Below are 26742 nucleotides of genomic sequence, written 5' to 3' on the forward strand. Positions count from 1 at the left end.
GGTCGCTGCTTTTGTCATTTCAGGGCGCCGGACAACGTAGGGGCCCTGTTCACCACAACAGGAAGCAACCGTGACCCTCACCGATAGCGACATCGACCTCACCGGTACCGACATCACCAAAACGGCGGACCGGCGGATCGTCTCGTTCAAAGCGGTCAGCACACCCGAGCAGATCCGTTCCGAGTTCTCGCTGCCACCGGAGTCCGCAGCACGTGTCCAGCGCGACCGCGACGAGATCGCGAGCATCCTCGCCGGCCACGACGACCGGCTGCTCGTGGTGGTGGGGCCGTGCTCGGTCCACGACACCGAGGCCGCGCTCGACTACGCGCGCCGACTGGCCCCACTGGCGCAGGAGTTCTCCGACCGCCTCAAGATCGTCATGCGCGTCTACTTCGAGAAGCCCCGCACCACCGTCGGGTGGAAGGGACTCATCAACGATCCCGGTATGGACGGCAGCTACGACGTCGAACGCGGCCTACGGACCGCCCGCGCACTGCTGCTCGACATCACCGAGCTGGGATTGGCGGTGGGATGCGAGTTCCTGGAACCGATCAGCCCTCACTACATCGCCGATGTCGTTGCCTGGGGTGCGATCGGCGCCCGCACCACCGAATCCCAGGTCCACCGGCAGCTGGCTTCGGGTCTGTCGATGCCCGTCGGGTTCAAGAACGCTACCGACGGCGACATCCAGCCGGCCATCGATGGCATCAAAGCCGCTGCGGCGCAGCACGTCTTCTTCGGTATCGACGGACAGGGGCGGGGTTCGGTGGTCGAGACGGCCGGTAACTCCGACTGTCATGTGATCCTGCGCGGCGGTTCGTCGGGGCCGAATCATGATCGCGATTCCGTGGCGGCGGCTGTCGCCTCGGCGGCGGCCGCGGGATTGCCGGCACAGGTGATGGTCGACTGCTCGCACGCGAACTCGGGCAAAGACCATGTGCGCCAAGCCGAGGTGGCACGTGAACTGGCAGCCCGGATCGCCGACGGCGACCAGCACATCAACGGGTTGATGCTGGAGAGCTTCCTGGTCGCCGGCGCCCAACCCGTGGGGCCCGATCTCGTCTACGGCCAATCCGTGACCGACAAGTGCATGGACTTCACGACCACCGCCGATGTGCTGGCGCTGCTGCACCAGGCGAAGGTGCGGGCCGCCCAGAGCTGAGTTCAGCCGTGCGCGTGTAGCGGTTTCCCCGCCAGCACGAGGTGTGCCTCACCGAGGGCCTCGTGCTGGGTGGGGTGCGCATGGACAAGCGGGGCAACATCTTCGGCTGTCGCCTCCCAGCCGCAGATCAGCTGGGCTTCGCCGATCAGTTCGCCCACCCGGGATCCGACCAGGTGCACTCCCACCACAGCTCCGGGGGTACCGCGCCCGCCGGCCTTCACCAGTTTCACCGCGCCCTGGGCGCGCAGGATCTGGGATTTTCCGTTTCCGGCGAGATCGTATGTCACGGTGTCGATGTCGCCGTACTTCTCGCGGGCAGCCGACTCGGTGAGCCCGACCGAGGCGATCTCGGGTTCGCAGTAGGTGACTCGCGGGATGGTGGATTCCGCGACGCGGCGCGGCGCCAGCCCGGCGATGTGCTCGGCCACGAACAGGCCCTGCTGGAATCCCCGGTGTGCCAGTTGGAGTCCGGCAACCACGTCACCGACGGCGTACACGTTCTCGAGGTTCGTCTGCAGGTTGTCATCGACGCTGATGAATCCGCCGCGCTCCAGCCGGACACCCACCTCCTCGAGGCCGAGACCGGCGGTGTTGGGTGCGCGGCCCACCGCGACCAGAAGCACATCGGCGGTCAGCTCTTCACCGGAGTCCAGGGTGACGGTCACCTGTTCGGCATCGGCAGTGACGTCGGTGACGGCGGTGCCGGTGCGGACGTTGATCTGTCGACGGCCGAAGGCGCGCTCGAGTTGGGAGGACACAAACGTGTCCTCGTTGGGCACGAGCCGCGGCAGCGCCTCGACGACGGTGACCTCAGTCCCGAAAGACCGCCACAGGCTGGCAAATTCGACGCCGATGACGCCCCCGCCCAGCACGATGACCCGGCTCGGGACATAGCTGAGTTCCAGCGCCTGATCCGAGGTGACGACCCGGCCCCCGATCGGCACGCCGGGAACGGTCTTGGACTTCGCGCCGGTGGCCAGCACCACCTGCCGGCCGGTGTAGCGGGTGCCGCCGGCTTCGACGACGTTCGGTGCGGTCAGGGTGCCGGCGGCGGAGACGAGTTCGATCTTGCGCGACTTCACCAGGCCCTGCAGGCCTTTGTAGAGCTTGTCGACGACCTCGTTCTTGTAGCCGTGCACACCGTCGATGTCGATTCCCGTCAGCTGTGAGCTCACTCCGAATCGGGCGCTGTCGCGGACATTGTCGGCGATCTCCGCGGCGTGCAGCAGGGCCTTGGTGGGGATGCAGCCCTTGTGTAAGCAGGTGCCGCCGAGCCGATCCTGCTCGATCAGCACCACCGTCTGCCCGAGTTGCGCGGCCCGCAGTGCACACGCGTAGCCGCCGGACCCGCCTCCCAGGATCACGAGATCAGCGGATTTGTCCTCCACGAGAATGTCCTTTCGGGGGTACCGGTCAGAAAGCCAGTGCGAGCGAGGGCTGTTCGAGAAGCCGGGCGATATGGGAGAGCACCTGACTGCCCAGTTGGCCGTCGACGAGCCGATGGTCGAAGGACAGCGACAGCGTGCAGAGGCTGCGCAACGCGATCTCGCCGTTGTGTTCCCAGGGGCGTCGGGCGATCTGGCCGACGCAGAGGATGCCCGCCTCGCCGGGATTCAGGATCGGTGTCCCACCGTCGACTCCGAACACCCCGATGTTGGTGATGGTGAACGTGCCTCGTGCCATCGCCTCCGGCTGGGTCTTGCCGGCCCGGGCCTCGGTCACCAACTCGTCGAGCGCATCGCAGAGCTCACGCATGCTCAATGACTGTGCCGCTTTGATATTCGGTACCAACAACCCCCGGGGAGTCGCCGCCGCCACCCCGAGGTTCACATCCCGGTATTGCACGATCTCACCTGCCGCGCCGTCCCATGAGGCATTGATTCCCGGATGGGTTCGCAATGCCGACAACGTGGCGCGGGCGATCAGCGTCAGCGGTGTCAGCCGCGCGCCCGCAAATGCGCGGTCCCCCCGAAGCCGTTCGAGCAGTGCCAACGTTTCTGTGACGTCCACGGTCACCCACTCGGTGACATGCGGCGCGGTGAAGGCCGACTCGACCATGGCCGCGGCTGTTGCCTTGCGGACTCCCTTGATGGGAGAACGTGTTTCGGCAGGATCGGCGACGGTCGCGACGGTGTTCACGGCACGGGCCGCCGCCTCGACATCGGCGCGGGTGAGCTGTCCGCCCGGGCCACTGGGCACCACGGAGGCCAAGTCGACGCCGAGCTCTTTGGCACGGAAACGCACCGGCGGTGTGGCGGACGGTCTGGTTCCTGGGGGCACCTGAGCGGGATGGGCGCTTCGGTAACCCGGTTTCCGGGGGCGGCGTTCGACCTTGGCCCGGCTGGGACCGTACCCGACCAGCACCGGCTGTCGCTGCTCGTCCTCCGGTGGGTCCGCCGGTGCCTCGGGGGCAGCGGCGGTGACGGTGGTGGCGGTGTCGGTGGCGGTGTCGCCGAAACTGACGATCGGAGAACCGACTTCGACGGTGTCACCTTCGGCACCATGGAGTGCGGTGATCACACCGGCATGCGGGGAGGGTAGTTCGACCAGCGACTTGGCTGTCTCCACCTCGACGAGGGTGTCGTTGACCGCCACGGTGTCACCGACTTTCACCAGCCACCGCACGATCTCCGCTTCGGTGAGGCCCTCACCGACATCGGGCAGGGCAAACTGCCGACCTGTGGTCATCTCAAGGTCCTTCGACTACTCGGTCGATCGCGTCGAGGACGCGGTCGATACCAGGGAGATAGAGCTCTTCGGTCCGGGCCGGCGGGTACGGGGTGTTCCAGCTGCCCACCCGCTGTACCGGGGCTTCGAGTGCCGTGAAACACCGCTCGGTGATCGAGGCGGCGATCTCCGCGCCGAGGCCGGCAAACGTCGACGCCTCGTGAACGACCACGGCGCGTCCGGTCTTGCGGACCGAAGCGGTCATGGCGTCCATGTCGAGCGGGGACAGGGAACGCAGATCGATGACCTCCACCGACCGGCCTTCCGATGCGGCGACCGTCGCTGCGTCCAGCGCAACCCGGACGGTGGGGCCGTACGCCAGCACCGTGACGTCGGTCCCGGCTCGTGCCAGCCGGGCGCGGTCGAACGGGACAGCCTGCGTAAGAGTCGATCCCACCGTCACAGGTGCCTTGTCCCAGTAGCGGCGTTTCGGCTCGTAGAAGATCACCGGATCGTCACAGGCGATGGCCTGCTGGATCATCCAGTACGCGTCATCCGGGTTTGCGCACGCGACCACCCGCAGCCCAGGGGTGTGACAGAAGTACGCCTCGTTGGATTCACTGTGATGCTCGACGGCACCGATCCCGCCACCGCACGGCACTCGGATGGTGACCGGCACAGTCAGGCGTCCGCCGGAGCGCGCCCGCAATTTGGCCAGCTGCGAGACGATCTGGTCGAATGCCGGATAGATGAACCCGTCGAACTGGATTTCACAGACGGGTCGGTAGCCGCGCATCGCCAGCCCGATCGCCGTTCCGATGATCCCGGACTCGGCCAGGAGCGAGTCGACCACCCGGTGTTCCCCGAACTCGTCGCGCAGTCCTTCGGTGACTCGGAACACGCCGCCGAGCGCGCCGATGTCCTCGCCGATGAGCATCACCGAGTCGTCGTCGGTCATTGCTTTTCTCAGACCGGCGTTGAGGGCCTTGCCGAGGGTGAGTGTCTCTGTGGCAGCGGTGGTTTCGACCGCTGTTGCGGTGGTCATACGAAGGACTCCCGCCATGTCGTGAACTGCTCGCGCTCATCGCGCAGTGCCGCCGTCTCGGCTACCAGGGTGTGGCGGAAGGTGTCCTCGAGCGGTGGGGCCTGCAGAGCGTGGCAGTCGGCCCGGGTGATCTCGGCGAGGGCGTTCGCCTCGTCCTCGAGCTGTGCGTGATACCGGGAGTCGGCCCAACCGGTCTGGTCGAGTAGCCGCCGGACCCGCAGCAGCGGATCGCGGTCCTCCCAGAGCGCCACCTCGTCCTGGTCGCGGTAACGGGTCGGGTCATCCGAGGTCGAATGCCCGGCCAGCCGGTACGTGATGGCCTCGATGAGCTCGGGTCGTCCGCCATTGCGCACCCGTTCGGCGGCCGCGGCCGTAGCGGCGTGGACCGCCAGCACGTCGTTGCCGTCGACCAGCGTGGTCTTGAGGCCGAAACCCGCGGCGCGTACATGCAGCGGGGTGCGGCTCTGCGCGGCAGCGGGGGTGGAGATCGCCCACTGGTTGTTCTGGCAGAAGAAGACCAGGGGGGCGTCATGGACCGCGGCCCAGTTCAGCGCCTCGTTGGCGTCGCCCTGGCTGGCCGAGCCGTCGCCGAAGTAGCACAGCACGATCTCGTCGACGGCCGGGTCTCGACGGCGATCGGCGGCGACGCCGAGCGCGTAGCCCGTCGCGTGGAGCAGCTGCGTCGACAGGACCAGGGAGGTGATGTGGAACCGGTAGGTGTCGGGATCCCAGCCGCCGTGCGCGGTGCCACGCCACTGGGTCAGTTGCTCGGCCGGCGTGATTCCCCGGCACAGCGCCGATGCGTGCTCCCGATAGGAGGGGAACACGTGATCGGTTGCCCGCACGGCCCGGATGCTGCCCACCTGCGCAGCCTCCTGGCCCCGGCACGAGAGCCACAACCCCAGCTCGCCCTGGCGCTGCAGATGAAACGCCTCCTGGTCGAAGCGCCTGGCCAGCAACATGTCTCGATACAACCCGCGGACCAGTTCGGGGTCGATGGCGGTGACGTCGCAGGACAGGTTGCCGTCGGCGTCGAGAACCTGGGTCAGTGGTGTGCCGGCATCGTCGCCCACGGTGATGAGTCGATCGACCAGGTCTGTCATAGCGGGGTCTCCTCGAGAAGAGTGCTGACCAGCGGGCGCGGCCCGCGGTGGGAATCGTTCGGTAGGTGGACAACACGATGGACGTCGATGAGCCGGTTCAGACGCTTGTCCAGCAGCTCCACGCCGCGGCCCGACGGCGTGCGTACGGTGAGTTGGGCGTGCCAGCCGTCGGTGGCCGGTGCCCTGGTGAAGGCCATCTCGGTGATCTCGATGTCGAGCGGCAGCAGCATCGTCGCGATTCGGCCGGGAACGTCGCGTCCCGGCCCCGCCAGGACGACGAGCTGATGCTCGTTCATCTGATACCTCATTTGTCTCAAAGGAATTCGCCGGTAGCTACCGACGATGGATGAGACGGTATGTGGCCAGTCACAGCCGAAGCAACAAAATTTGAATCTATCGCCTCAGTGGGCAATTAACTACGAGTAGCTGTGGCCCTATGGTGTCATTGTGTTGCAGTTCGACGCAAAAAAGTGCAACCTAGGCAAATGCTCGATGACGTCGACAAAGAGATCATCCGCCTCCTGCGCGAGGACGGCCGCCGAACGGTCCGGGATGTCTCCGACCGGGTGGGCCTGACCATTGCGCCGGTGAAGCGGCGTATCGACCGGCTCGAGAAGACGGGTGTCATCAGCGGCTACACGGTCCGGGTCGACTCCACCAAGGTGGAGTCCGAGCTCGAAGCGGTGGTGGAGCTGCGGGTGGCCGGAGACCTCGAACTCGAGATGATCCTGGCGTTCGCCGCAGAGATCCCAGAAGTCATCGAAGTGCTGACCTTGGCCGGTGATCCCGACGCGATCGCGCGGATCCGTGCGGCCAACATTCACGACCTGCAACGGGTGGTCAACCTGTTGCGGACGAACGGCCGGGTGACCGGAACCAAGACCCTCGTGGTGCTCAATTCGTGGTCGCGATTCGGTTGAGGAGGCTGTCCTCAGACCAGGCCGCGGCTGTCCAGGTACAGCGGAAAGCACATCTCCCACAACAGCAAGGTGGCGAAGAACCACGCCACCGGTTTGCGGAGCTGAAACGAGCCGACGGTCGATGTGATCGGCCGGCCCCTCTTGGCAGAGGCAGTGGCGTCGCGGTACACCCAGACGGCGGTGGCGAACATGATGGCCACCGCCAACAGAATCGCGACGAGCAGACCGCCGACGGCGCTGCCCGTCGGAACTGAGAGTGGCATCGGCACACGATACCGGCAGATCGCCGGATCAGACCGATGCCAGCTGTTCCAGGCCGGCGGCCACGGTCGGCAGGCGGACACTGAAGCGCGTCACTCCGGGGTCCGAGTGCGCCTCGATGGTGCCGCCATGGGCTGCCACGATCGACGCGGCGATCGACAGACCCAGGCCGAAGCTGCCCGACTCGTGTGATCGGGATTTGTCGGCCCGGACAAACCGCTCGAAGAGGTGCGGCAGCAGCTCGGGGTCGATTCCGGTGCCGTTGTCGGTGACCGCCACCTCGACATAGGCGGTGCCGTCATCAGCGCGTCCGGTGGCCACCGACGTCTGCACCGTGGTGCCGGCAGGGGTGTGGACCCGCGCATTGGACAGCAGGTTGGCAACAGTCTGATGGAGCCTGGCGTGATCGCCGCGGACCCACACCGCACGACCGGGCACCGACGCCGGCCACTGGTGGGTGGGCGCCGACACCGCCGCGTCGTTGACGGCGTCGACGACAAGAGCGGCCACGTCGACCTCGCTGGTGTACAGCTCCTCGCCCTCGTCGAGGCGGGCCAGCAGCAGCAGGTCCGCCACCAGCGCATTCATCCGCCGGGTCTCGGCTTCGATACGTGCCAGCGAGTACTCCGTCATCTCCGGCAGCACCGCACTGTCCTGGCGGGTCAGCTCGGCATAGCCATGGATGGCGGCCAGGGGGGTGCGCAGTTCATGGCTGGCATCGGTGATGAACTGACGCATCCGCCTGTCGGAGGCGGCGACCTCGGCCAGGGCACGTTCGACGTGGTCGAGCAGTCGATTGAGGGTGTCGCCGACGAGCCCCACCTCGGTGCGCGGGTCGGTGTACCCGGCGGGCACCCGAGGGGTGATCTTGTGGTTATCGCGGTCGAGTCGTAGGGCTGCGACCTCTGCAGCGGTGCTCGAGACACGGTGCAGCGGGCGCAGCGCGAAGCGGACGAGCACCAGCGTGCTCAACGCGGTGACCACGATGGCCAGCACCGTCAACCCGGATACGATCGCGGTCTCCCGGACCATCGCTTCCCAGGCCGGGGTCCGGGACACGCCTGTCACCAGGATCTCGTCGCCGTCCCCGGGGCGGCCGACCATCCGGTACCAGCCCAACTCCGGTAGCTCGACGGTGCGAGGTTGTGGGTCCGTCCACGCCAGCCGGGCGATCTCCTGGACTGCTGCCAGCGGGGCGGTCCGTGCTTCCCCGTCGAGGAAGTACGCCGAATCGACGACCTTGCCGTCCTGGATCAGCGCGACGACATTTCCCGGCGCCTGCCCGATGAGGTTGGTGAGCGGTTTCATCTCCCCGGGGGCAGGCAGGGAGCCGTCGGATCCTGGGGTGGCGCGGTATTTTGCGACCGAGTTGGTGCAACCGTCGGCGGCCCCGGTGAGCTGACTGTCGAGGATGCCGATCACCGAGGAACGCAGCGAGAGCACCGACATGACGCCTATCGTCCCGACGGCGATCATCACCACCACCGAGACGCCGACAACAAGTTGCCGCAGCAGCGTCCAGCTGGCCCAGATGCGCGTCACGCGGGTGGCCGGAGCAGGTATCCGACACCGCGGACGGTGTGGATCATCGGTTCCCGGTCGGCGTCGACCTTCTTGCGTAGATACGAGACATACAGGTCGACGATGCTGGTCCGCCCGCCGAAGTCGTAGTCCCACACCCGCCGGAGTATCTCTGCGCGGCTCAACGCCCGCCGCGGATTGCGCATCAGGAACCGCAGCAGATCGAACTCGGTGGACGTCAACTCGATCGGCTCGCCGCCGCGGGTCACCTCGCGGCTGGCGACATCGAGCGCCAGGTCGCCCACCCGCAGGGACTCGTCGTCCGCGGGGGTCAGATACGCGGTTCGGCGCAGCAGCCCGCGCAGCCTCGCGACGAGCTCTTCGAGAGAGAACGGCTTGGTCATGTAGTCATCGCCGCCCGCGGTCAGCCCGGTGACCCGGTCGGTCACCGAATCGCGCGCTGTCAGGAACAGCGTGGGCGTGTAGGTATCGGAGTCGCGGATCTGCGCCAACACCCCGAACCCGTCGGTGTCGGGGAGCATGATGTCCAACACCAGGAGATCGGGGACGTTGGTCCGGTACTTTTCGACAGCTTCGGCGGCGTCGTGTGCGACGTCGATCTCCCAGCCCTCGTACTGCAGCGCCATTCTGATCAGGTTCGTCAGGGCGCGTTCGTCGTCGACGAGTAGCACCCGGATCGGGGAGCCGTCGGCGCGGAACATCTTGGGTAGCTGGCCCAAGATGGCGCGACGGGGTCCGGGGCTGCCGACCTGCACAGACGTCACCGGCTCATTCTCTCCGGTGCCCCTGGTTCCACACAATCTCTCATAGACATTTCATAGAACCCGTGGACATGTGAATCGTCTATGAAAGGCGTGACGTGGGGCCGCGGAGACCACTTCACTGGGTAGGTGCCGACATCTCGGCGGTGGATGTGTGAAGTGACCGAAACACCCTGCCGCTCAGTGATGTACGACTCATAGAAGCGTCGGTGACACGTAACAAGCAGCGGCGCCCGAATTTTCACCGACTGGCGCCGCGTGAACCTCGAAGAAAGGCAGCAATTCGTCATGACCGCGACTTCCGCGATCGACGCCCGTCTGCAGTCACAGTCCGGAAGTGCTCTGGGGGTGTTCCGGATTCTTGTGGGACTGCTGTTCCTGATGCATCCGACGATGAAGTTGTTCGGCTGGCCCAGCGGCCCACCTGCCGAATTCGGCGCGTGGCCGATGTGGTGGGCCGGCGTCATCGAGATCGTGCTCGGCATTCTCATCGTTGTCGGGTTGTTTACCCGGGTGGCGGCATTTGTCGCCGCGGGTGTGATGGCGGTCGCCTACTTCTGGATGCACCTCCCCGAAGGATTCTGGCCGGTTCTCAACGGTGGTGAGACAGCGGCGCTGTTCTGCTTTGCCTTCCTGTACTTCGTCTTTGCCGGCCCCGGAGCGCTCGCCGTATCGCGACGCTGAGCACACGACGCCGGATGGGTCTCGACTAGTGGTCGAGTCCCATCCGGCGGTGTTGTGCATGATCAAAAACTGTTGTGCCCGAGAATATTTGGGGTTGATGTGAGAACAGTGTCGAGGGGTGGGACCCGCCTTAGCGTCGTTGGTATGACATCGAAGAAACCCGACACCATCAACGAATGTGATTCTGTGAACGCATCATTCGAACAACATGTGCTTCCCCTGCGTGCTGAACTGACCCGCGCCGCGCTGCGGCTGACCAAAAATGGCGCTGATGCCGAAGACCTGGTGCAAGACACCCTCCTGCGCGCCTACCGGCATTTCGAGACCTTTGACGTCGGTACCAACGTCCGGGCCTGGATGCACCAGATCTTGCGGAACACCTGGATCAGCAGGCATCGGGCCGCCCAGCGGCGTTTGGCAGAAGTGCTGACCGGAGAGTTCGCGGAGGTGGCACAGACAGCGTCGGCACCTACTTCGATGCCGGAGGCTGAAGTGATTGCCGCGCAACCGGACAACGATGTGGTCGCAGCACTGGCCGAATTGAACGAGGAATTCCGGATGGTGGTCTACCTGGCCGATGTCGAAGGCTATCCGTACGCGACCATCGCCGAGATGATGAACACGCCGATCGGCACCGTGATGTCGCGGTTGCATCGGGCGCGCCGGTTGCTGCGGGTCTCGCTGGGTGGCGCGGTGCGCCGGCGGCGACTGGTGGCCGCCGCATAGGCCAGGCCGACGCGATCTCCTGCGGACCCGCGCCCGCGCGCAGCCACGATGTCGAGACCGGCGTGCCGGCTCCGTTCATGGGGTAAGTGACCGTGAGGGCACTGAACCGAAGGAGACACCCATGGCCAAGTATCTGTTGCTCAAGCATTACCGGGGCGCCCCGGCGTCGGTCAACGACGTGCCGATGGCCCAGTGGACGCCCGCGGAGGTGCAGGCACATGTGCAGTACATGAATGATTTTGCGGCCCGGCTCCAAGACACCGGTGAGTATGTCGACAGCCAGGCACTGGCGCCGGAGGGATTGTGGGTCCGGTCGGCTGCAGACGGCAGCGCACCGGTGACCGACGGCCCGTTTGCCGAGACCAAAGACCTGATCGCCGGTTTCATGATCATCGACGTCGAGTCCCACGAACGTGCCGTCGAGTTGGCCGGTGAGTTGTCGGCGGCACCGGGGGCCGGTGGTGCGCCTATCCACGAGTGGCTCGAACTGCGCCCGATGCTGAACCACACCGCGACGACCATCGACTGATGGCCATGGCCGCGGTGGACCAAGCCGAGTTACGCGATCGGATCCCTGGAGTGTTGGCCGCTCTGGTCCGCCGCGGTGCGGACTTCGCCGCAGCCGAGGATGCAGTCCAGGAGGCCCTGGTCACGGCCTGGGAGACGTGGCCGGCAAACGGGCCCGCCGATCCCACCGGGTGGCTGATCACCACCGCGTGGCGGCGCTTTCTCGACCAGAGCCGATCCGACACCGCCCGCCGCCGGCGCGAGAAGTCGGTGTTCGGGGAGCCGTCACCGGCCCCGAGTGCCGCCGTGGACGACACGCTGCAGCTCTATTTCCTGTGCGCCCACCCGAGCCTGACGCCGGCGTCAGCGGTGGCGCTGACCCTGAGAGCGGTGGGCGGACTCACCACTCGCCAGATCGCGCAGGCCTACCTGGTACCGGAAGCGACGATGGCGCAACGGATCAGTCGTGCCAAACGCACCCTGAGCGGTGTCCGCCTGGATCGGCCGACCGATCTGGGCACGGTGCTGAGGGTGCTCTATCTGGTGTTCAACGAGGGTTACAGCGGCGATGTCGACCTGGCTGCGGAAGCGATCCGGCTGGTGCGTCAATTGGCCGCGCTCACCGATGACGAGGAGGTTGCCGGACTGCTGGCGCTGTTCCTGCTGCACCACGCCCGGCGTCCGGCGCGGATCCGCCCCGACGGCAGCCTGGTGTCGCTGGCCGACCAGGATCGCAGCCTGTGGCGGCACGACATGATCACCGAGGGGGTGGCGGTGCTGCAGGCGGCACTGGCCCGCGATCGACTCGGGGAGTACCAGAGTCAGGCGGCGATCGCGGCGTTGCACGCTGACGCCCGCACCGCCGCCGAGACGGACTGGGTGCAGATCGTCGAGTGGTACGACGAGCTGGTCATGCTGACCGACAGCCCGGTGGCGCGGCTCAATCGTGCGGTGGCCGTCGGCGAAGCGGACGGACCACACGCGGGGCTTGCTGCACTCGGTGATCTCGATCCCGTGTTACCGCGCTACGTCGCCTCGGCTGCGTACCTACACGAGCAGGCCGGTGAGGTGGCACTGGCGGCGCAGCTCTACGCGCGGGCGGCAGAGCAGGCTCAGAATGTGGCCGAGCGGGACTACCTCACTCTGCGGGCCGCCATCCTGCGGGAGCGCAACTCAGGCTGAGTCGAGCGTCAGGCGGTCATCAGGTAGTCGGCGCCGCCGACATAGACAACGCCGGACGGATTGGGTGTCGAGGTCGCGTTGACGATGGCTGCGGTGAGACTTTCGTCGGTCACGTCTCCGGAGACGACGGTGAAGTGGACGCCGGCCCGGTCGAATTCGGAACGCAATGCGTAGAGTGCTGTTTCGCCGGCACGTAGGCTGGCGGCGACCGCCGCGTAGCCCTTTTGCACGGCCTTGGCGGGGTAGAAGTGGGCCTGGTGGCTGGTGGCGAACACGATGCGGCCGCCCACCGGCATCAGCGGCATCGTGCGCAGCGCGAGCCTGCGCTGGGCATCACGGTTGAGCCATCTGGCGTGGCGCGGGTCGGTGCCGGTGTAGAAGCCGCCGTGCGCGTTGAGGACCAGGGCGTCGAGCCGCCCGAAGCGGGCCGCCACGGTGTCGATCATTGCTGCGGCGCCGGCTTCGTCGGAGATGTCGGCGGCCAGCGAGGAGGCCTGCCCGCCGGCGCTGCGAATCGCATCGACGATGGTGTCGGCATGCAGGGCCTGCTGGTGGTGATTCACCACGACGTGGGTGTCCGGGCCGGCCAGCTGGCGCGCGACATCGGCGCCGATACCCCGAGATGCTCCGGTGACCAGGACGATCCTTGTTGGTGGCATATCGGTTCCTTCCGTCGCAGCTCGATGATCGACTTCAGGCCACCGTACACGACTTTTTAAGAAAAATAAGGTGTTAATAAGATAACGATAAGGCCAAGGGGCGTGACCCGGGCTTCCTGTATGTGCCGAAAACGGTTGTTCGGCAATTCAATTCGCGAGAATGTAACGATGGGGTCGCCGTCGAGCGATGGATTGGTCGATGGGCGCGGCGAGTGTGAGCGCCGGACGGTGCGGGTACGCGAAATCGCAGAGACCGACGCGGGCACCTGGCTGCCGAGAAAGGTCCACGCCCTCGCCGAGGCGGGTCGTGGCATCGAATCATGAAGGGTGGCAACTTGGTACGTGAGACCGAGCGCGCCGACGATCGGACGGACAAGGACGATCGTGCCGACACAGATGACCGCGCCGACAAAGATGGTGATACCAGCCGGTTTCTGCGCCGCCGCACGGTGCTCAAGCTGCCGATGCTGGCCCCCGGGGCTGCCGCGCTGACCTTTGCGCCTAGTTCCGCGGCCGAACCGGTGCGGTGGACGGCGGATCGCGCCCATCGCTGGTACCGCGGCCAGGGGTGGCTGGTCGGCGCGAACTACATCACCTCCAACGCCGTCAACCAGCTCGAGATGTTCCAGCCCAACTCCTTTGATCCGTGGCGCATCGACCGGGAGTTGCAGGTGGCGGAGCAGATCGGGTTGAACACCGTGCGGGTGTTCCTGCACGACCAGCTCTGGATGCAGGACCGCCGGGGCTTTCTGCAACGCCTGAGCCAGTTCGTCGACATCGCCGCCCGGCATCACATCAAACCGCTGTTTGTGTTCTTCGACTCCTGTTGGGACCCGCTGCCACGGCTGGGCCGCCAGCGCGCCCCCCGGCCGGGCATACACAACTCGGGCTGGGTGCAGAGCCCCGGTGCCGAACGCCTCGGTGACCGGCTCTATCGCGTCGCGCTTCGCGAATACGTTGTTGGTGTGCTGCGCCGGTTCCGCGCCGACGACCGGGTGCTTGGCTGGGACCTGTGGAACGAACCCGACAATCCGGCCAGCGTGTACAACCGCGTGGAGCGTGACGACAAGCTCGATCTGATCGCCGATCTGCTTCCCCAGGTGTTCCGGTGGGCGCGCGCTGTCGACCCGATCCAACCCTTGACCAGCGGCGTCTGGGACGGGAACTGGGATCGGAGCCGGCGGTCCGTCATCGCGGGCATCCAGCTCGACAACTCGGACGTCATCACATTTCACAGCTACGCCGACCCCGCCGGCTTTGCTGCGCGGCTCGACGAACTGGCGCCGCTGGGCCGGCCGACGCTGTGCACCGAGTACATGGCCCGCACACTGGGTAGCATGGTGGGCGGTATCCTGCCGATCGCCAAGCGGCGTCAGATCGGTTCCTACACCTGGGGATTGGTTGCCGGTAAGACGCAGACCTACCTACCGTGGGACTCCTGGGACCGTCCCTACACCGGATCGCAACCGGAATGGTTCCACGATCTTGTCCATCCCGGTGGCCGCCCCTACCGCAGCGGTGAGATCGACACGATCCGGAGACTGACCGGCACCTTCGGCGCGTCGTACGCCGGGGTGGCCGCACCCCCGGACGGACAGGTCGCCACGGGCTGAGCAGCGTGGCAACCCGAGAATGTCGGTGCCGTCTCGTAGGTTCGAGACATGCTGGACAACCCGGACGGACCGTCGGTCGTCGCGCCGTGTTCGCACTGCGATGTCGAGACCGTCTGGCTGCGGACCGTCAACGGGGGTTGGCGGCTGTTCGACGCCACGATGGACCTCACCGAGAACACGTTCCAGGGCAATCGGTTTGCCATCGATCGGCGCAGCCGGCTGGTTGTCGACCTCGACGATGCGCTGGAATCGCGCTGGCCGGCCCGGTGCCTCACCTTGCATCGCTTTCGCTGCCCGCAGAGCTACGACGACTCCCGGCATCACACTCGTCGGCCGCGCCAAGCCAACGACATCGACCTGTCCGACCTGTGGCGGCGGCTGGCCGCGGCCAAAGAGGACACGCGGCGCATCAAGCTGGGCTGAGGGGGCCACCTGAGGGGTGAGGCGGGCCGGCCCGCCTCAATCCATCCGGCCCGCTTCGACCAGCCTGATGACGGGTTCACCGGCCTCATCGGAGGCTTCCAGGTCGACCTCGACCTCGAAGCTCCAATCATGATCCCCCGCAGGGTCGTTGAGGATCTGGCGGACCCGCCACATCCTGGGTTCACGCTCGATCACCAGCAGCGCCGGCCCACGGGCGTCGGCGCCGGTGTCGAGGTAGTCGTGTTCGGCGAAGTAATCGTCCCCGAGGTCGGCCCACCGGTCGAAGGACCAGCCGGCGGCACCGTCGATGGCGGCGAGTTCGGTCCAGTTGCGCCGCGCAAACAGTTCCACCCGCCGGAACAAAGCATTACGCACCATCGCGGTGAAGGCTCGCTCGTTACCGGTGAGTGGCCGCGGACGGGCCGGCACCGCCACCGGCTGGTCTGCGCTCTGATCCGGATCGGTGAGCTGTTCCCACTCGTCGAGCAGGCTCGAATCGACTTGGCGGACCAGTTCGCCGAGCCACTCCACGATGTCGGTGACCGACTCCGAGCGGGCGCTCGCGGGAACCCCGGAACGCAGCGCCTTGAAGGTGTCCGAGAGATAGCGCAGCACCGCGCCTTCGGAGCGGGTGAGCCCGTACACGCTCACGAACTCCTTGAACGTCATTGCGCTTTCCCACATCTCGCGCACCACCGACTTCGGTGACAAGTGCCCGTCGGCCGCCCACGGGTTGGTCTGGACGTACACGTCGAAGACATGCCCGAGTAGCTCCTGCAACGGCTTGGGATAGGTGATGTCGTCGAGCAGTTCGATGCGCTCGTCGTACTCGATACCGTCGGCCTTCATCTGGGCCACCGCCTCGCCCCGGGCCTTCTTCAGCTGCGCGGACAGGATCTGCCGCGGATCCTCCAGCGTCGCCTCGATCACCGAAACCACATCGAGGGCATAGGTTTCGGAGTCCGAATCCAAGACGTCGATCGCGGCCAGGGCAAAGGTCGACAGGGGCTGGTTGAGGGCAAAGTCCGGCGGAAGATCGACGGTCAAGCGGTACCGCCGGCCGTCGGGTTCGGCTTCGTCGAGTCGTTCCAGCACCCCGGCCTGCAGCAGCGAGCGCGCAATGCCCACCGCCTCCCGGATGAGGCGAAGCTGGCGTTTGCGCGGCTCGTGATTGTCGGTGAGCAGCCGCCGCATCGCGACAAACGGGTCGCCCGGCCTGTCGACCACGTCGAGGATCATCGCCGTCGACACCCGCATGTTGCTGTTCAACGATTCGGGAGTGGCGTCCATCAGACGGTTCATCGTGGTCTCGCTCCACGGCACCATGCCTTCGGGAACCTTGCGGCGCACCAGCTTCCGGCGCTTCTTCGGATCGTCGGCCACTTTTGCGAACTGTTTGAGGTTTTCCACCTCGTGCTCGGGGGCCTGCACCACCACGGTGCCTGCGGTGTCGTACCCGGCCCGCCCCGCCCGGCCGGCGATCTGGTGGAATTCGCGGGCGTTGAGCAGCCGGGTGCGGGTGCCGTCGTATTTCGACAGCGCCGAGAACACCACGGTGCGGATCGGCACGTTGATCCCGACACCGAGGGTGTCGGTGCCGCAGATGACCTTCAGCAGGCCGGCCTGGGCGAGCTGTTCGACCAGCCGCCGGTATTTGGGCAGCATTCCGGCGTGGTGCACGCCGATGCCGTGACGCACCAACCGTGACAGCGTGGTGCCGAATGCCGACGAGAACCGGAACCCGCCGATCAACTCGGCGATGGCCGCCTTCTGCTCCTTGGTGCTGACGTTGACGCTCATCAAGGCCTGGGCGCGTTCCAGCGCCGAGGCCTGGGTGAAGTGCACCACGTAGATCGGCGCCTGCGAGGTGTCGAGGAGCTCCTGAATGGTCTCGTGCATCGGGGTTGTTGCGTAGCTGTAGAACAGCGGGACCGGTCGCTGCGCGCTGGTCACCAGCTCGGTGGGCCGGCCGGTGCGCCGGGTCAGGTCGTCGCGCAGCGCCGTGACGTCCCCGAGTGTGGCCGACATCAGCAGGAACTGTGCGCGGGGCAGCTCGAGAAGCGGCACCTGCCAGGCCCAGCCGCGGTCCGGGTCGCCGTAGAAGTGGAACTCGTCCATGACCACCAGGCCGATATCGGCGTCGGCCCCTTCCCGCAGCGCGGTGTTTGCCAGCACCTCGGCGGTGCAGGTGATGATCGGAGCCCCGGGATTGACCGCGGCGTCGCCGGTCAGCATGCCGACATTGGCGGCCCCGAACACGTCGCAAAGGGCGAAGAACTTCTCGCTGACCAGCGCTTTGATCGGGGCGGTGTAGTAGCTGCGCCGGCCCGCCGCCAGTGCGGCGTACTGGGCGCCGGCAGCCACCAGCGACTTACCCGACCCGGTGGGCGTCGCCAACACCACGTTGGCGCCACTGACCAGTTCGATCAGTGCTTCCTCCTGCGCGGGGTACAGCACCGTGCCGTTTGCTTCCGCCCAGGCGGCGAAGTCGGCGAACAGCCCATCCGGGTCCTCGCCTCGGGCGTGGAGCGCGGCTAGGTCAGACGGGTCTGGCAGCAGGGGAGTGGGGCTCATCTTGCTGACTAGCCTGCCTGACGCGCAGCGGCGGCCGGGAGTCGGCGTCCCCGGTAACCGTGGCGAGCAGACGCAAACTCGCAGAGATCGGGGGTCCAGAACCCGAGTTTGTGTCTGCTCGCCCAAGATGGGTGGGGTGACGATCAGCTACGACTCCAGCCTGAGGGACCGCATCCAGGCGCACCTCGCCGGTCACGACCGGCGGATGGTCGCCGACCCGACCAAGCGGCACGCCGCGGTCGCCGTGGTGCTGGTGGATTCCGACATCGGTGAGGACCGGGTCGATCCCGCCCCGGTGGACGACTGGAACGCCGGGCGCCCGCTGCCGGACGCCGGTCTCGACGGGCGCATGGTCGACGTCTCCGGCGGCGCCGCGTTCTTGCTGTGCCGCCGGGCTGCCCGACTGTCCTCACACTCGGCGCAGTGGGCGCTGCCCGGCGGCCGACTCGACCCCGGTGAGACCGCGGTGGACGCCGCGCTGCGCGAACTCGACGAAGAGGTGGGCGTCGGATTGCCCGAGTCGGCCGTGCTGGGACTGCTCGACGACTACTCGACACGGTCGGGCTACGTCATCACCCCGGTGGTGATCTGGGGTGGTGGCCGCCTGGACCTGCGGCCGTCACCCGATGAAGTGGTGGCGGTCTACCGGGTGGGACTGCACCAGCTGCAGCGCGACGACTCCCCGCGCTACATCGAGATACCCGAGAGCCCGCGCCCGGTGGTGCAGATCCCGCTGGGCGGCGACCTCATCCACGCCCCGACCGGCGCAGTGCTGCTGCAGCTGCGATGGCTGGGCCTGGAGGGTCGCCACCAGGCGGTCAACGAACTGGAGCAACCGGTGTTCGCCTGGAAGTAGCCAGCCCCGACAATGCCTGCGGCAGCGGGCCGGTATGAAGCACCCCGAGCCGCTGAGTGGCGCGGGTCAACGCAACGTAGAGCTCGGCCGCCCCTCGTGGTCCCTGAGCCAGGATGTGTTCCGGTTCCACCACCAGCACCGCGTCGAACTCCAGCCCCTTGGTCTCCGACGCCGGCACCGTGCCGGCGACACCGGGCGGTCCGATGACCACGCTGGTGCCCTCGACCTCGGCTTCCGAACGCACGAACTCCTCGATGGCAGCAGGCAATTCATCTTCGGAGAGTTGCTGAGCCCAGGGCTCGACGCCGCAGGAGCGGACCGACTCCGGTGGCTGGATGCCGGGTGCGGTCTCGGCGAGCAGGGCTGCCGCGACCGCCATGATCTCGGTGGGCGTCCGGTAGTTCATCGTGAGTGTCCGGTACACCCAACGGCCGGGAACATACGGTTCGAGCATGGTGGCCCAGCTGCTCGCCCCCGCCGCCGAGCGGCGCTGCGCGAGGTCACCGACCACGGTGAAGGACCGGCTGGGGCAGCGCCGCATCAGCACCCGCCAGTCCATCTCGGAGAGCTCCTGCGCCTCGTCGACCACCACATGGCGGTACGTCCAGTCCCGGTCGGTCGCGGCCCGTTCGGCGAGATCCCGAGTGTCGCGCTCGGTGAAGCGTTCCGCCAGCTCCTCGGCGTCGATGACGTCGGAGGCCAGCAGGTGGTCCTCGTCGTCCATCAGATCCTCGCGGTCGATCAGCAGGTCCAGCACGCCCGCCGCGTAGGCCTCCTCTTCGCGGCGCTCCTTCTCCGCAAGCGCCTCGGCCCGGCGGTCGCGGCCCAGCAGGTCCACCAGCTCATCGAGCAGCGGGACGTCCGACACCGTCCAGGCCTCGCCCTCGGCACGCCACAACACCGGGTCGGCACCGGCAGCCTCCAGCCGATCAGGCGAGGTGTACAGCGAGGACAGCAGCGCCTCGGGGGTCAGGATCGGCCAGAGCTCGTCGATGGCCGCACCCACCTGTTCGTGGTCGTCGAGCTCGGAGGACAGATCGGACCGCAGCTCCTCCCAGGCGTTGCGGTCCTCCCGGGTCAACCAGCCCTTGGCGATCCGGCTGGTGGCCCGCTCGGTGAGCACGTAGACGATGATCTCGCGGAACTTCGCGCGGGCATCGTTGTGCGGCAGGGCGGCCTCACGCGCTTCCTGCCTGGCCCACTCCGCGGTGGCGGTGTCGATCTGCACGGTCGTGTCGGTGAGTTCGATGACGATCGGCTCCGCCGGCAGCTGCTGACGGTCGGCGATCGCGGCGGCCAGCACATCCAGGATCTCGAGCGAGCCTTTGATCCGGGCCGCGTCGCGCCCGTCCTCGGCGGACACCTGGAGTCCGGGCACCAGATCGCCGGTGGTGGCAAACACCGCATCGGATTCGCCGAGGGACGGCAGCACGCGGCCGATGTGATTCAGGAAGGCCTGGTTGGGTCCGACGATCAGCACCCCGTGGCGTTCGAACCGGGCCCGTTGGGTGTACAGCAGATACGCGACCCGATGCAGCGCCACCACGGTCTTACCGGTGCCCGGACCACCCTCGATCACCAGAACACCGGGATGATCGAGCCGGATGATCTGATCCTGCTCGGCCTGGATGGTCGCGACGATGTCGCGCATTCCGGCGCCGCGGGGGGCGTTGACCGCCGCGAGCAGCGCCGTGTCGCTCCGCCCGGCCATCGGTTCGCCGGCATCGGGCCGCCCGAGCACCTCGTCGGTGAAATCGGCCACGGCGCGGCCATGGGAGTGGAACTGTCGGCGCCGGCGCATGTTCTCCGGGTGCGCTGCGGTGGCCACGTAGAACGCCCGGGCCGCCGGGGCGCGCCAGTCGATCAGCAACGAGTCGGCGTCGCCGGTGTCACCGCTGATACCGAGACGGCCCACATAGAGCCGCTCACCGGAGACGCTGTCGAGCCTGCCGAAGCACAGGCCGTGGTCCGCCACGTCGAGCCGCTGCAGTTGTTTGGCCACCGCCCGCACCTCGACATCGCGCTCGAGCAGGACCGGGCCCTCCCGGTCGCCGTCGGGACCGCGCAGGGCGTTGTTGTATCTGCCCTGCAGTCGTGCGCGCTCGGCGTCGAGCCGTGAATAGAGCTCACCGACGTAGCCCTGTTCCGACTTCAATTCTTGTTCATACCCGTGATCCGACACCCGGCTCCTCACCTAGATCAGAGAGTGTGCCCCACCACCCCGGCCTTGCCGCAAGGCCCGGGGTGTCGTTTATCCTGAAGTGGCCACTGCGAAGTCGGTGACGGGGCAATACTTCTCACGAACACGCCACTTCTCACGAGTACACCGGGGGGCTGTCATGAGTGGTCGGTGGGTTGCTCGCCTGCTCAACGTCGCGATCATCGGTCTGTTGGGTTTGTCTGTGATGTTCGCCTCGCCGCAGGCTTCCGCCGGGTCCTGCCCGGACATCGAGGTGGTCTTCGCCCGAGGCAGCGGGGAACCCCCGGGGATCGGGGGAGTCGGTCAGGCCTTTGTCGACGAGGTGCGGGCCAGAGCGGGTGGGAAATCCGTTGGGGTGTACGCGGTGAAGTACGCGGCGAGCACCGACTTCTCGGACCGGCCCGGAATCGCGCGTACCGTGGCCGCCGGAATCGGCGACGAGCGTGCACATCTGGAGTCGATGGCGGCCAGCTGCCCGAAGACCCGACTGGTTCTGGGTGGCTTTTCGCAAGGTGCGGCGCTGACCGGCATGGCGACCTCGTCGGTGTTCCCGAGTGGATTGGCGCCCGCGCTGACCCCGCCGCCGTTGCCACCTGATGTGGCCGAACACGTGGCGGCGGTGGTCTTCTTCGGCAAACCCTCCGGTGAGCTGCTGCCGCGCTACAGCGTGAGGTCGATCTCGGTCAGCCCGTTGTACCGGGCCAAGACACTGGACCTGTGTGCACCCGGCGACGCCGTCTGCGAGGGCATCCTCAACGGGCCCAGGGCGGCGCACCGGCTCTACCCCGTCAACGGGATGGTCGGGCGCGGCGCCACGTATGCCGTGGGTCTGCTGTAGATCGCCCGGTGTTCGGGTTGACGAGCCCAGCCGCCGGGTATTGATTCCGGCATGACCTTTCGCCGGATGATCCGCGGCGCGGTTGCCGCGGCCGTTGCTCTCACAGGTGTGTCGTTCTCTGTTGCCGCCCCGGCCGCTCTCGCCGAACCGTGCCCGGATGCCGAGGTGATCTTTGCCCGTGGCACCGGCGAAGCCCCGGGGGTGGGCGGTATCGGGCAGGCCTTTGTCGACTCGGTGCGCGCGCAGGCCGGCGGCAGGTCGGTTGCTGTGTATCCGGTCAACTACCCCGCGAGCGGCAACTTCGCCGACCGGGCCGATATCGCCCGAAGTGTCGCGGGTGGGGTTCGCGACGAGAACTCCCGGATCAGCCAGATGGCGGCCACCTGTCCTGACACCAGGCTGATCCTCGGTGGCTACTCGCAGGGTGCGTTGGTCACGGGGTTTGCCACCTCGACTGCCGCTCCCGCGGCGGTGCCGGCCGAACTGATCCCACCGCCGCTGCCGACCGATGCCGCCGAACACGTGGCGGCGGTGGTGCTGTTCGGTAAACCGTCGGCTCAGTTCCTGGCCATGTTCGATGCGCCCAGGGTGGAGGTCGGCCCGGAGTTCGCAGCCAAGACGCTGGACCTGTGTGCCCCCGGGGACACCATCTGTGAAGGGGCGTTCGGCGGCGGCCCGACGGTCGCCCACGCCCTGTACCCGTTCAACGGCCAGGTGAGCCAGGGTGCGGCGTACGCCATAGAGCGACTGTGACTTCAGCTGCCCGTGCACCGCTTCGAGCATTCGAGCAGGATCTGGCGCAGTTCGGCGTCGTCGATATCGGCGAGGGTGGGATCGGTGGCGCAGGCGTAGATCCCGGCGCTGGTCATGGAGATCGCCACCCGGGTGGTGGTGTCGGGATCGGGTCCCAGGAGCAGCGCCGAGAACCGGTCGATGATCACCTGGTATTCCTCGTGCGACTCGACCAGCTGGTGAATGATGGGATCGCCGTAGAACAGTGACGAGATGCGCCGGTGCCGGATCGCGAGTTCGACCAGCCCGCTCATCGCCACATCGCGTTTGGCGGCCGCCGTCGGCAGCAACTCGGCGATGCGGGTGAGGTGTTCGATGTCCTCGAACACCGGGTGCACCACCGCGAGGGTGATGTCGTCTTTGGACTGGAATTGGTAGTAGACCGCGCCTTTTCCGACCCCGAGCCGGTCGGCGATCATCTGCAACGAGGTGCCGTGTACGCCGTGCTTGGCGAACAGCTCCAGGGCGGCCTCGACAACCCGCTCACGGGCGAAACCGCGCGTCGGACTCGCCATTTTCAATCCTCCTGCTGACAATCTGCGCGACTGTACCCCGCTGTCGGTGTGACCACGACCACTTGGCCGTTCGGCTTGTAAAACGATAGCCGGATGGATAACGTTTAGCCCCACTAAGGGCAAGGTGTGTGAGACCGCCGACTGCCCGCAGGAACGTTGCCGACGCCCACCTCAGAGGAGTCCTGGTCATGAAGGTGCTCAGACGGGCGTGGTTGCCACTGCTCATCGTGGTGGTGCTGCTCGTCGCCGGGTTCACCGTCGACCGAGTTCGTGGATTCTTCGCCTCCGAGGGGCCGTTGGTGACTCCGGTGAACTTCGCCGACGACCCAGAACCGTTCGACCCGAAGGTCGTCGAGTACGAGATCTACGGCACCGGTGGCACGGCGGACGTCAACTACATGGATCTGGACGGCAAACCGCAGCGGGTGGACGGCGCCGAGCTGCCGTGGCGGATCCGGCTGGAGACGACCAACCCCTCCGCCATGGCCCAGGTGGTGGCGCAAGGCAAGGGCAACAGCCTGACCTGCAGGATTCTGGTCGACGGCGAATTGCGGAAAGAAAGGACCACTGACGCAGTGAGCGCTCAGACCTTCTGTATCGAGAAATCGGCATGAGTGCACCCTCCGGTGATGCGCCCACCGGGCCGGTGCGGGTTTCCGATGCCCACCAGGTTCCCCGGCACGTGCACTTCGAGAAACCGGCGCGTGTCATCCGGAAACTGTCGGTTCCGATCATCCTCATCTGGGTGGCGATCGCCGCCTTCCTGAACATCTCCGTCCCGCAGCTCGAGCAGGTGGGTGAAGAGCGTTCGGTGTCGATGAGCCCCGAAGACGCCCCCGCGGTGATCGCGATGCAGCGCATCGGCACCGTCTTCGACGAGTACAAATCCAACAGCTCGGTGATGATCGTGCTGGAGGGGCAAGAGCCTCTTGGTGTGGACAGTCGGCGTTATTACTCCGAGCTGATCGAGAAGCTGCAGGCCGACACCACACACGTCGAACATGTTCAGGACCTCTGGAGCGACCCGCTGACGGCGGCCGGCGTGCAGAGCAGCGACGGCAAAGCCGTCCAGGTGCAGATCAACCTCGCCGGCAATCAGGGCGAAGCGCTGGCCAACGAGTCGGTCAACGCCGTCCGCACCATTCTGGAGAACACCCCGGCACCGGAGGGGGTGACCGCGCACATCACCGGAGCGGCGGCGCTGTCGGCCGAACAACAGGAGGTCAGCCACAGCAGCATGCGCACGGTGGAGATGCTGACCTTCGCCGTCATCATCCTGATGCTGCTGATCATCTTCCGCTCCATCGTCACCACGGTGCTGATGCTGGTGATGGTGGTCGTCAGCCTGCTGGTGGTGCGCGGGACCGTGGCTTTCCTGGGGTATCACGACATCATCGGACTGTCGGTGTTCGCCACCGGTCTGCTGGTCACCCTCGCCATCGCCATCGCCGTCGACTATGCGATCTTTTTGATCGGCCGGTATCAGGAGGGGCGCGGTGCCGGAGAAGACCCGGAGTCGTCCTACTACACCATGTTCGGTGGCACCGCCCATGTGATCGTGGGCTCTGGCCTGACCATTGCGGGCGCGACGTTCTGCCTGAGCTTCACCCGCTTGCCGTACTTCCAGACCCTGGGTGTGCCGCTGGCGGTCGGCATGCTCGTGTTGATCATCACCGCAATGACTTTCGGGCCCGCGGTCATCACGGTGGCCAGCCGGTTCGGTCTGCTCGAACCGAAGCGATCCATGCGCAAGCGCGGCTGGCGCAAGATCGGCGCGGCCGTGGTGCGTTGGCCCGGACCCATCCTGGTCACGTCGATCGCCGCGTCGCTGATCGGCCTGCTGGCGTTGCCGGGTTACCAGACCAGCTACAACGACCGTCTCTATCTGCCCGCGGACACCGGTTCGAACATGGGATACGCCGCAGCTGAACGGCATTTCTCGCCGGCCCGGTTGAACCCCGAGATGCTGATGATCGAAAGCGAACGGGATCTGCGCAATCCGGCGGACATGCTCGTCATCGAAAAGATCGCCAAAGCGGTGTTCAAGGTGGAGGGTATCGGCCGGGTGCAGGCCATCACGCGTCCGGAGGGCACCCCGATCGAGAACACCTCGATCCCGTATCTGATGAGCCAGCAGGGCACCCTGCAGACGCTCAACCAGAAGTACATGAACGACATGATGGACAACATGCTTCGGCAGGCCGATGACATGCAGACCACCATCGACAACATGGAAGAGATGAACCGCATCACCACCGAGATGGCGGACACCACCCATCAGATGGTGACTCAGATGGGCAACATGGTGGTCGACATCCAGGGGCTGCGCGACAACATCGCCAACTTCGATGACTTCTTCCGGCCGATGCGCAACTACTTCTACTGGGAACCGCACTGCTACGACATCCCGATCTGCTGGGCGCTGCGCTCGATCTTCGACACCATCGACGGCATCGATGTGATGACCGCCGGCATCGAGGACATGCTGCCGATGATGCAGCGTCTGGACACATTGATGCCGCAGATGGTGGCGATCATGCCGTCGATGCTCGAGACCATGAAGTCGATGAAAACGATGATGCTGACGATGCATCAGACGCAGGCCGGCATGCAGGAACAGCAGCAGATCTTGCAGGAGAATGGCACTGAGATGGGGGAGGCGTTCAACGCCGCCAGGAACGACGATTCGTTCTATCTCCCTCAGGAGGCTCTCGACAACCCGGACTTCGCCAAGGGGTTGGAGCAGTTCATCTCACCCAACGGCCATGCGGCGCGGTTCATCATCGCCCACGAGGGTGACCCGATGACCGCTGAAGGCATCGCCAAGATCGACTCGATCAAGCTGGCCGCCAAGGAAGCCATCAAGGGCACCCCGTTGGAGGGTTCGACCATCTACCTCGGGGGTACCGCGGCCACGTTCAAGGACATGGCAGACGGCACCGCCTACGACCTGCTGATCGCGGGAATCGCGGCGATCTGCCTGATCTTCATTATCATGCTGATTCTGACCAAGGCGGTGGTGGCCGCCGCGGTGATCGTGGGCACGGTCATCCTGTCCCTGGGTGCGTCCTTCGGGATCTCGGTGCTGATCTGGCAGCACCTCATCGGTATTCCATTGCACTGGATGGTGTTACCGATGGCGGTCATCATCCTGCTGGCCGTCGGCGCCGACTACAACCTGCTGGTGGTGGCCCGGCTCAAAGAGGAGATACACGCCGGCTTGAACACCGGCATGATCCGTACCCTGGGCGGCAGCGGCGCGACGGTGACAGCCGCAGGCATGGTGTTCGGGTTCACGATGATGACGATGGCGGTCAGCGACCTGACGGTGATGGGGCAGGTGGGCACCACCATCGGCCTGGGACTGTTGTTCGACACCTTCGTGATTCGCTCGTTCATGACACCTTCGATAGCGGCGCTGCTCGGCCGGTGGTTCTGGTGGCCGACGGCCGTGCGAATGCGGCCGAAACCACAACCGTGGCCACGGCGGGAACCTCAATTGACGACGGGCTCATGATGATTGGTAAGACAGTGGTTGCAGCTGCGGCGTCGGCGGTGTTGTTGTTCGCGGGGGCGCCGGTGGCGCATGCCGATCCCGATGAGGCGTTTGCCGAGCAGCTGCACGGTTTCGGGATCTACGGGCAGAAGGATTACAACGCCTGGATCGGCAAGATCATGTGCAAACGGCTACGCAACGGCCAAGACCCGGACG

25 protein-coding genes and 1 pseudogene are annotated in these 26742 nt (G+C 66.3%); 14 read left to right on the forward strand and 12 right to left on the reverse strand.

Annotation, left to right across the window (positions count from 1 at the left end):
• Positions 1–70: 70 nt before the first annotated feature.
• Positions 71–1162 (forward strand): 3-deoxy-7-phosphoheptulonate synthase, encoded by a 1092-nt coding sequence (locus tag WBB07_RS06485; protein ID WP_526305885.1) that lies wholly within the window; start codon positions 71–73, stop codon positions 1160–1162.
• A 2-nt stretch (positions 1163–1164) separates the two neighbouring features.
• Here the strand turns inward: WBB07_RS06485 and lpdA are convergent, their stop codons facing one another.
• From lpdA to WBB07_RS06510, 5 genes are read right to left on the reverse strand one after another with little or no spacing between them, the layout of a single operon-like run.
• The gene (gene lpdA / locus WBB07_RS06490) at positions 1165–2550 is read right to left on the reverse strand and encodes a dihydrolipoyl dehydrogenase (protein ID WP_526305887.1); all 1386 of its coding nucleotides are present in this window, start codon (positions 2548–2550) and stop codon (positions 1165–1167) included.
• A 25-nt stretch (positions 2551–2575) separates the two neighbouring features.
• A complete protein-coding gene (locus WBB07_RS06495) occupies positions 2576–3850 on the reverse strand; it encodes a 2-oxo acid dehydrogenase subunit E2 (RefSeq protein ID WP_526305889.1) in 1275 nt (424 codons plus the stop codon).
• Between the two features lies 1 nt (position 3851).
• Positions 3852–4874 (reverse strand): alpha-ketoacid dehydrogenase subunit beta, encoded by a 1023-nt coding sequence (locus WBB07_RS06500; RefSeq protein WP_526305891.1) that lies wholly within the window; start codon positions 4872–4874, stop codon positions 3852–3854.
• Entirely contained in the window at positions 4871–5977 is a 1107-nt protein-coding gene (locus WBB07_RS06505; RefSeq protein WP_526305893.1) for a thiamine pyrophosphate-dependent enzyme, read from the reverse strand. Before WBB07_RS06505 ends, WBB07_RS06500 begins: the two co-directional genes overlap by 4 nt.
• Entirely contained in the window at positions 5974–6273 is a 300-nt protein-coding gene (locus WBB07_RS06510; RefSeq protein ID WP_526305894.1) for a hypothetical protein, read from the reverse strand. Before WBB07_RS06510 ends, WBB07_RS06505 begins: the two co-directional genes overlap by 4 nt.
• A 189-nt stretch (positions 6274–6462) precedes the next feature.
• Between WBB07_RS06510 and WBB07_RS06515 the strand changes: the two genes are divergently transcribed.
• Entirely contained in the window at positions 6463–6897 is a 435-nt protein-coding gene (locus WBB07_RS06515; RefSeq protein WP_526305896.1) for an Lrp/AsnC family transcriptional regulator, read from the forward strand.
• An 11-nt stretch (positions 6898–6908) separates the two neighbouring features.
• On the opposite strand, the gene WBB07_RS06520 is transcribed toward WBB07_RS06515, so the two are convergent.
• Genes WBB07_RS06520 through WBB07_RS06530 form a run of 3 tightly spaced genes read right to left on the reverse strand, consistent with a single transcriptional unit; the run spans position 6909 to position 9401 of the window.
• Entirely contained in the window at positions 6909–7160 is a 252-nt protein-coding gene (locus WBB07_RS06520; protein ID WP_526305898.1) for a hypothetical protein, read from the reverse strand.
• Positions 7161–7188: 28 nt separating this feature from the next.
• Positions 7189–8700: a sensor histidine kinase gene (locus tag WBB07_RS06525; RefSeq protein ID WP_526305900.1), complete on the reverse strand. Its 1512-nt coding sequence runs from the start codon at positions 8698–8700 to the stop codon at positions 7189–7191.
• Positions 8697–9401: a response regulator transcription factor gene (locus WBB07_RS06530; RefSeq protein ID WP_526305938.1), complete on the reverse strand. Its 705-nt coding sequence runs from the start codon at positions 9399–9401 to the stop codon at positions 8697–8699. Before WBB07_RS06530 ends, WBB07_RS06525 begins: the two co-directional genes overlap by 4 nt.
• 348 nt (positions 9402–9749) lie before the next feature.
• On the opposite strand from WBB07_RS06530, the gene WBB07_RS06535 reads away from it, so the two are divergent.
• From WBB07_RS06535 to WBB07_RS06550, 4 genes are all read left to right on the forward strand, one after another.
• Positions 9750–10145, forward strand: a complete 396-nt coding sequence (locus WBB07_RS06535; RefSeq protein ID WP_526305902.1) for a DoxX family protein — start codon at positions 9750–9752, stop codon at positions 10143–10145.
• Between the two features lie 144 nt (positions 10146–10289).
• Positions 10290–10871 (forward strand): sigma-70 family RNA polymerase sigma factor, encoded by a 582-nt coding sequence (locus WBB07_RS06540; protein ID WP_526305904.1) that lies wholly within the window; start codon positions 10290–10292, stop codon positions 10869–10871.
• Positions 10872–10992: 121 nt separating this feature from the next.
• Entirely contained in the window at positions 10993–11400 is a 408-nt protein-coding gene (locus tag WBB07_RS06545) for a YciI family protein (protein ID WP_526305906.1), read from the forward strand.
• The gene (locus tag WBB07_RS06550) at positions 11400–12560 is read left to right on the forward strand and encodes an RNA polymerase sigma factor (RefSeq protein ID WP_526305908.1); all 1161 of its coding nucleotides are present in this window, start codon (positions 11400–11402) and stop codon (positions 12558–12560) included. Before WBB07_RS06545 ends, WBB07_RS06550 begins: the two co-directional genes overlap by 1 nt.
• 8 nt (positions 12561–12568) lie before the next feature.
• Here the strand turns inward: WBB07_RS06550 and WBB07_RS06555 are convergent, their stop codons facing one another.
• Complete coding sequence (locus tag WBB07_RS06555; protein ID WP_526305910.1) at positions 12569–13219, reverse strand: SDR family oxidoreductase; 651 nt, start codon at positions 13217–13219, stop codon at positions 12569–12571.
• Between the two features lie 434 nt (positions 13220–13653).
• On the opposite strand from WBB07_RS06555, the gene WBB07_RS06560 reads away from it, so the two are divergent.
• Positions 13654–14832, forward strand: a complete 1179-nt coding sequence (locus WBB07_RS06560) for a glycoside hydrolase 5 family protein (protein WP_526305940.1) — start codon at positions 13654–13656, stop codon at positions 14830–14832.
• A 48-nt stretch (positions 14833–14880) separates the two neighbouring features.
• A complete protein-coding gene (locus tag WBB07_RS06565) occupies positions 14881–15255 on the forward strand; it encodes a hypothetical protein (RefSeq protein WP_526305912.1) in 375 nt (124 codons plus the stop codon).
• A 36-nt stretch (positions 15256–15291) separates the two neighbouring features.
• On the opposite strand, the gene WBB07_RS06570 is transcribed toward WBB07_RS06565, so the two are convergent.
• Entirely contained in the window at positions 15292–17829 is a 2538-nt protein-coding gene (locus WBB07_RS06570; RefSeq protein ID WP_526305914.1) for a DEAD/DEAH box helicase, read from the reverse strand.
• A 136-nt stretch (positions 17830–17965) separates the two neighbouring features.
• Between WBB07_RS06570 and WBB07_RS06575 the strand changes: the two genes are divergently transcribed.
• A complete protein-coding gene (locus WBB07_RS06575; RefSeq protein ID WP_526305916.1) occupies positions 17966–18685 on the forward strand; it encodes an NUDIX hydrolase in 720 nt (239 codons plus the stop codon).
• Here WBB07_RS06575 and helR read toward each other — a convergent pair.
• Positions 18648–20867 (reverse strand): RNA polymerase recycling motor ATPase HelR, encoded by a 2220-nt coding sequence (gene helR / locus WBB07_RS06580; RefSeq protein ID WP_526305918.1) that lies wholly within the window; start codon positions 20865–20867, stop codon positions 18648–18650. The genes WBB07_RS06575 and helR overlap by 38 nt on opposite strands.
• A gap of 157 nt (positions 20868–21024) precedes the next feature.
• On the opposite strand from helR, the gene WBB07_RS06585 reads away from it, so the two are divergent.
• Both WBB07_RS06585 and WBB07_RS06590 read left to right on the forward strand, forming a co-directional pair.
• On the forward strand, positions 21025–21723 hold the full coding sequence (locus tag WBB07_RS06585; RefSeq protein ID WP_526305920.1) for a cutinase family protein: 699 nt from the start codon (positions 21025–21027) through the stop codon (positions 21721–21723).
• 51 nt (positions 21724–21774) lie between these two features.
• Positions 21775–22476: a cutinase family protein gene (locus tag WBB07_RS06590; protein ID WP_526305922.1), complete on the forward strand. Its 702-nt coding sequence runs from the start codon at positions 21775–21777 to the stop codon at positions 22474–22476.
• Between the two features lie 2 nt (positions 22477–22478).
• Here the strand turns inward: WBB07_RS06590 and WBB07_RS06595 are convergent, their stop codons facing one another.
• Positions 22479–23030 (reverse strand): TetR/AcrR family transcriptional regulator, encoded by a 552-nt coding sequence (locus WBB07_RS06595; protein ID WP_526305924.1) that lies wholly within the window; start codon positions 23028–23030, stop codon positions 22479–22481.
• A 188-nt stretch (positions 23031–23218) separates the two neighbouring features.
• Here WBB07_RS06595 and WBB07_RS06600 point away from each other — a divergent pair, with 188 nt between their 5' ends.
• The 3 genes and pseudogenes from WBB07_RS06600 to WBB07_RS06610 form a co-directional block, all read left to right on the forward strand.
• Positions 23219–23644, forward strand: coding sequence for an MmpS family transport accessory protein (locus WBB07_RS06600; protein WP_526305926.1), 426 nt, complete (start codon positions 23219–23221; stop codon positions 23642–23644).
• Positions 23641–26547: an MMPL/RND family transporter gene (locus WBB07_RS06605; RefSeq protein ID WP_526305928.1), complete on the forward strand. Its 2907-nt coding sequence runs from the start codon at positions 23641–23643 to the stop codon at positions 26545–26547. Before WBB07_RS06600 ends, WBB07_RS06605 begins: the two co-directional genes overlap by 4 nt.
• A pseudogene (locus WBB07_RS06610) lies at positions 26544–26742 on the forward strand (DUF732 domain-containing protein); the annotation flags it as partial. The gene WBB07_RS06605 and the pseudogene WBB07_RS06610, both read left to right, overlap by 4 nt.

Source organism: Mycobacterium sp., assembly GCF_049647605.1.
Taxonomy (GTDB): Bacteria; Actinomycetota; Actinomycetes; order Mycobacteriales; family Mycobacteriaceae; genus Mycobacterium.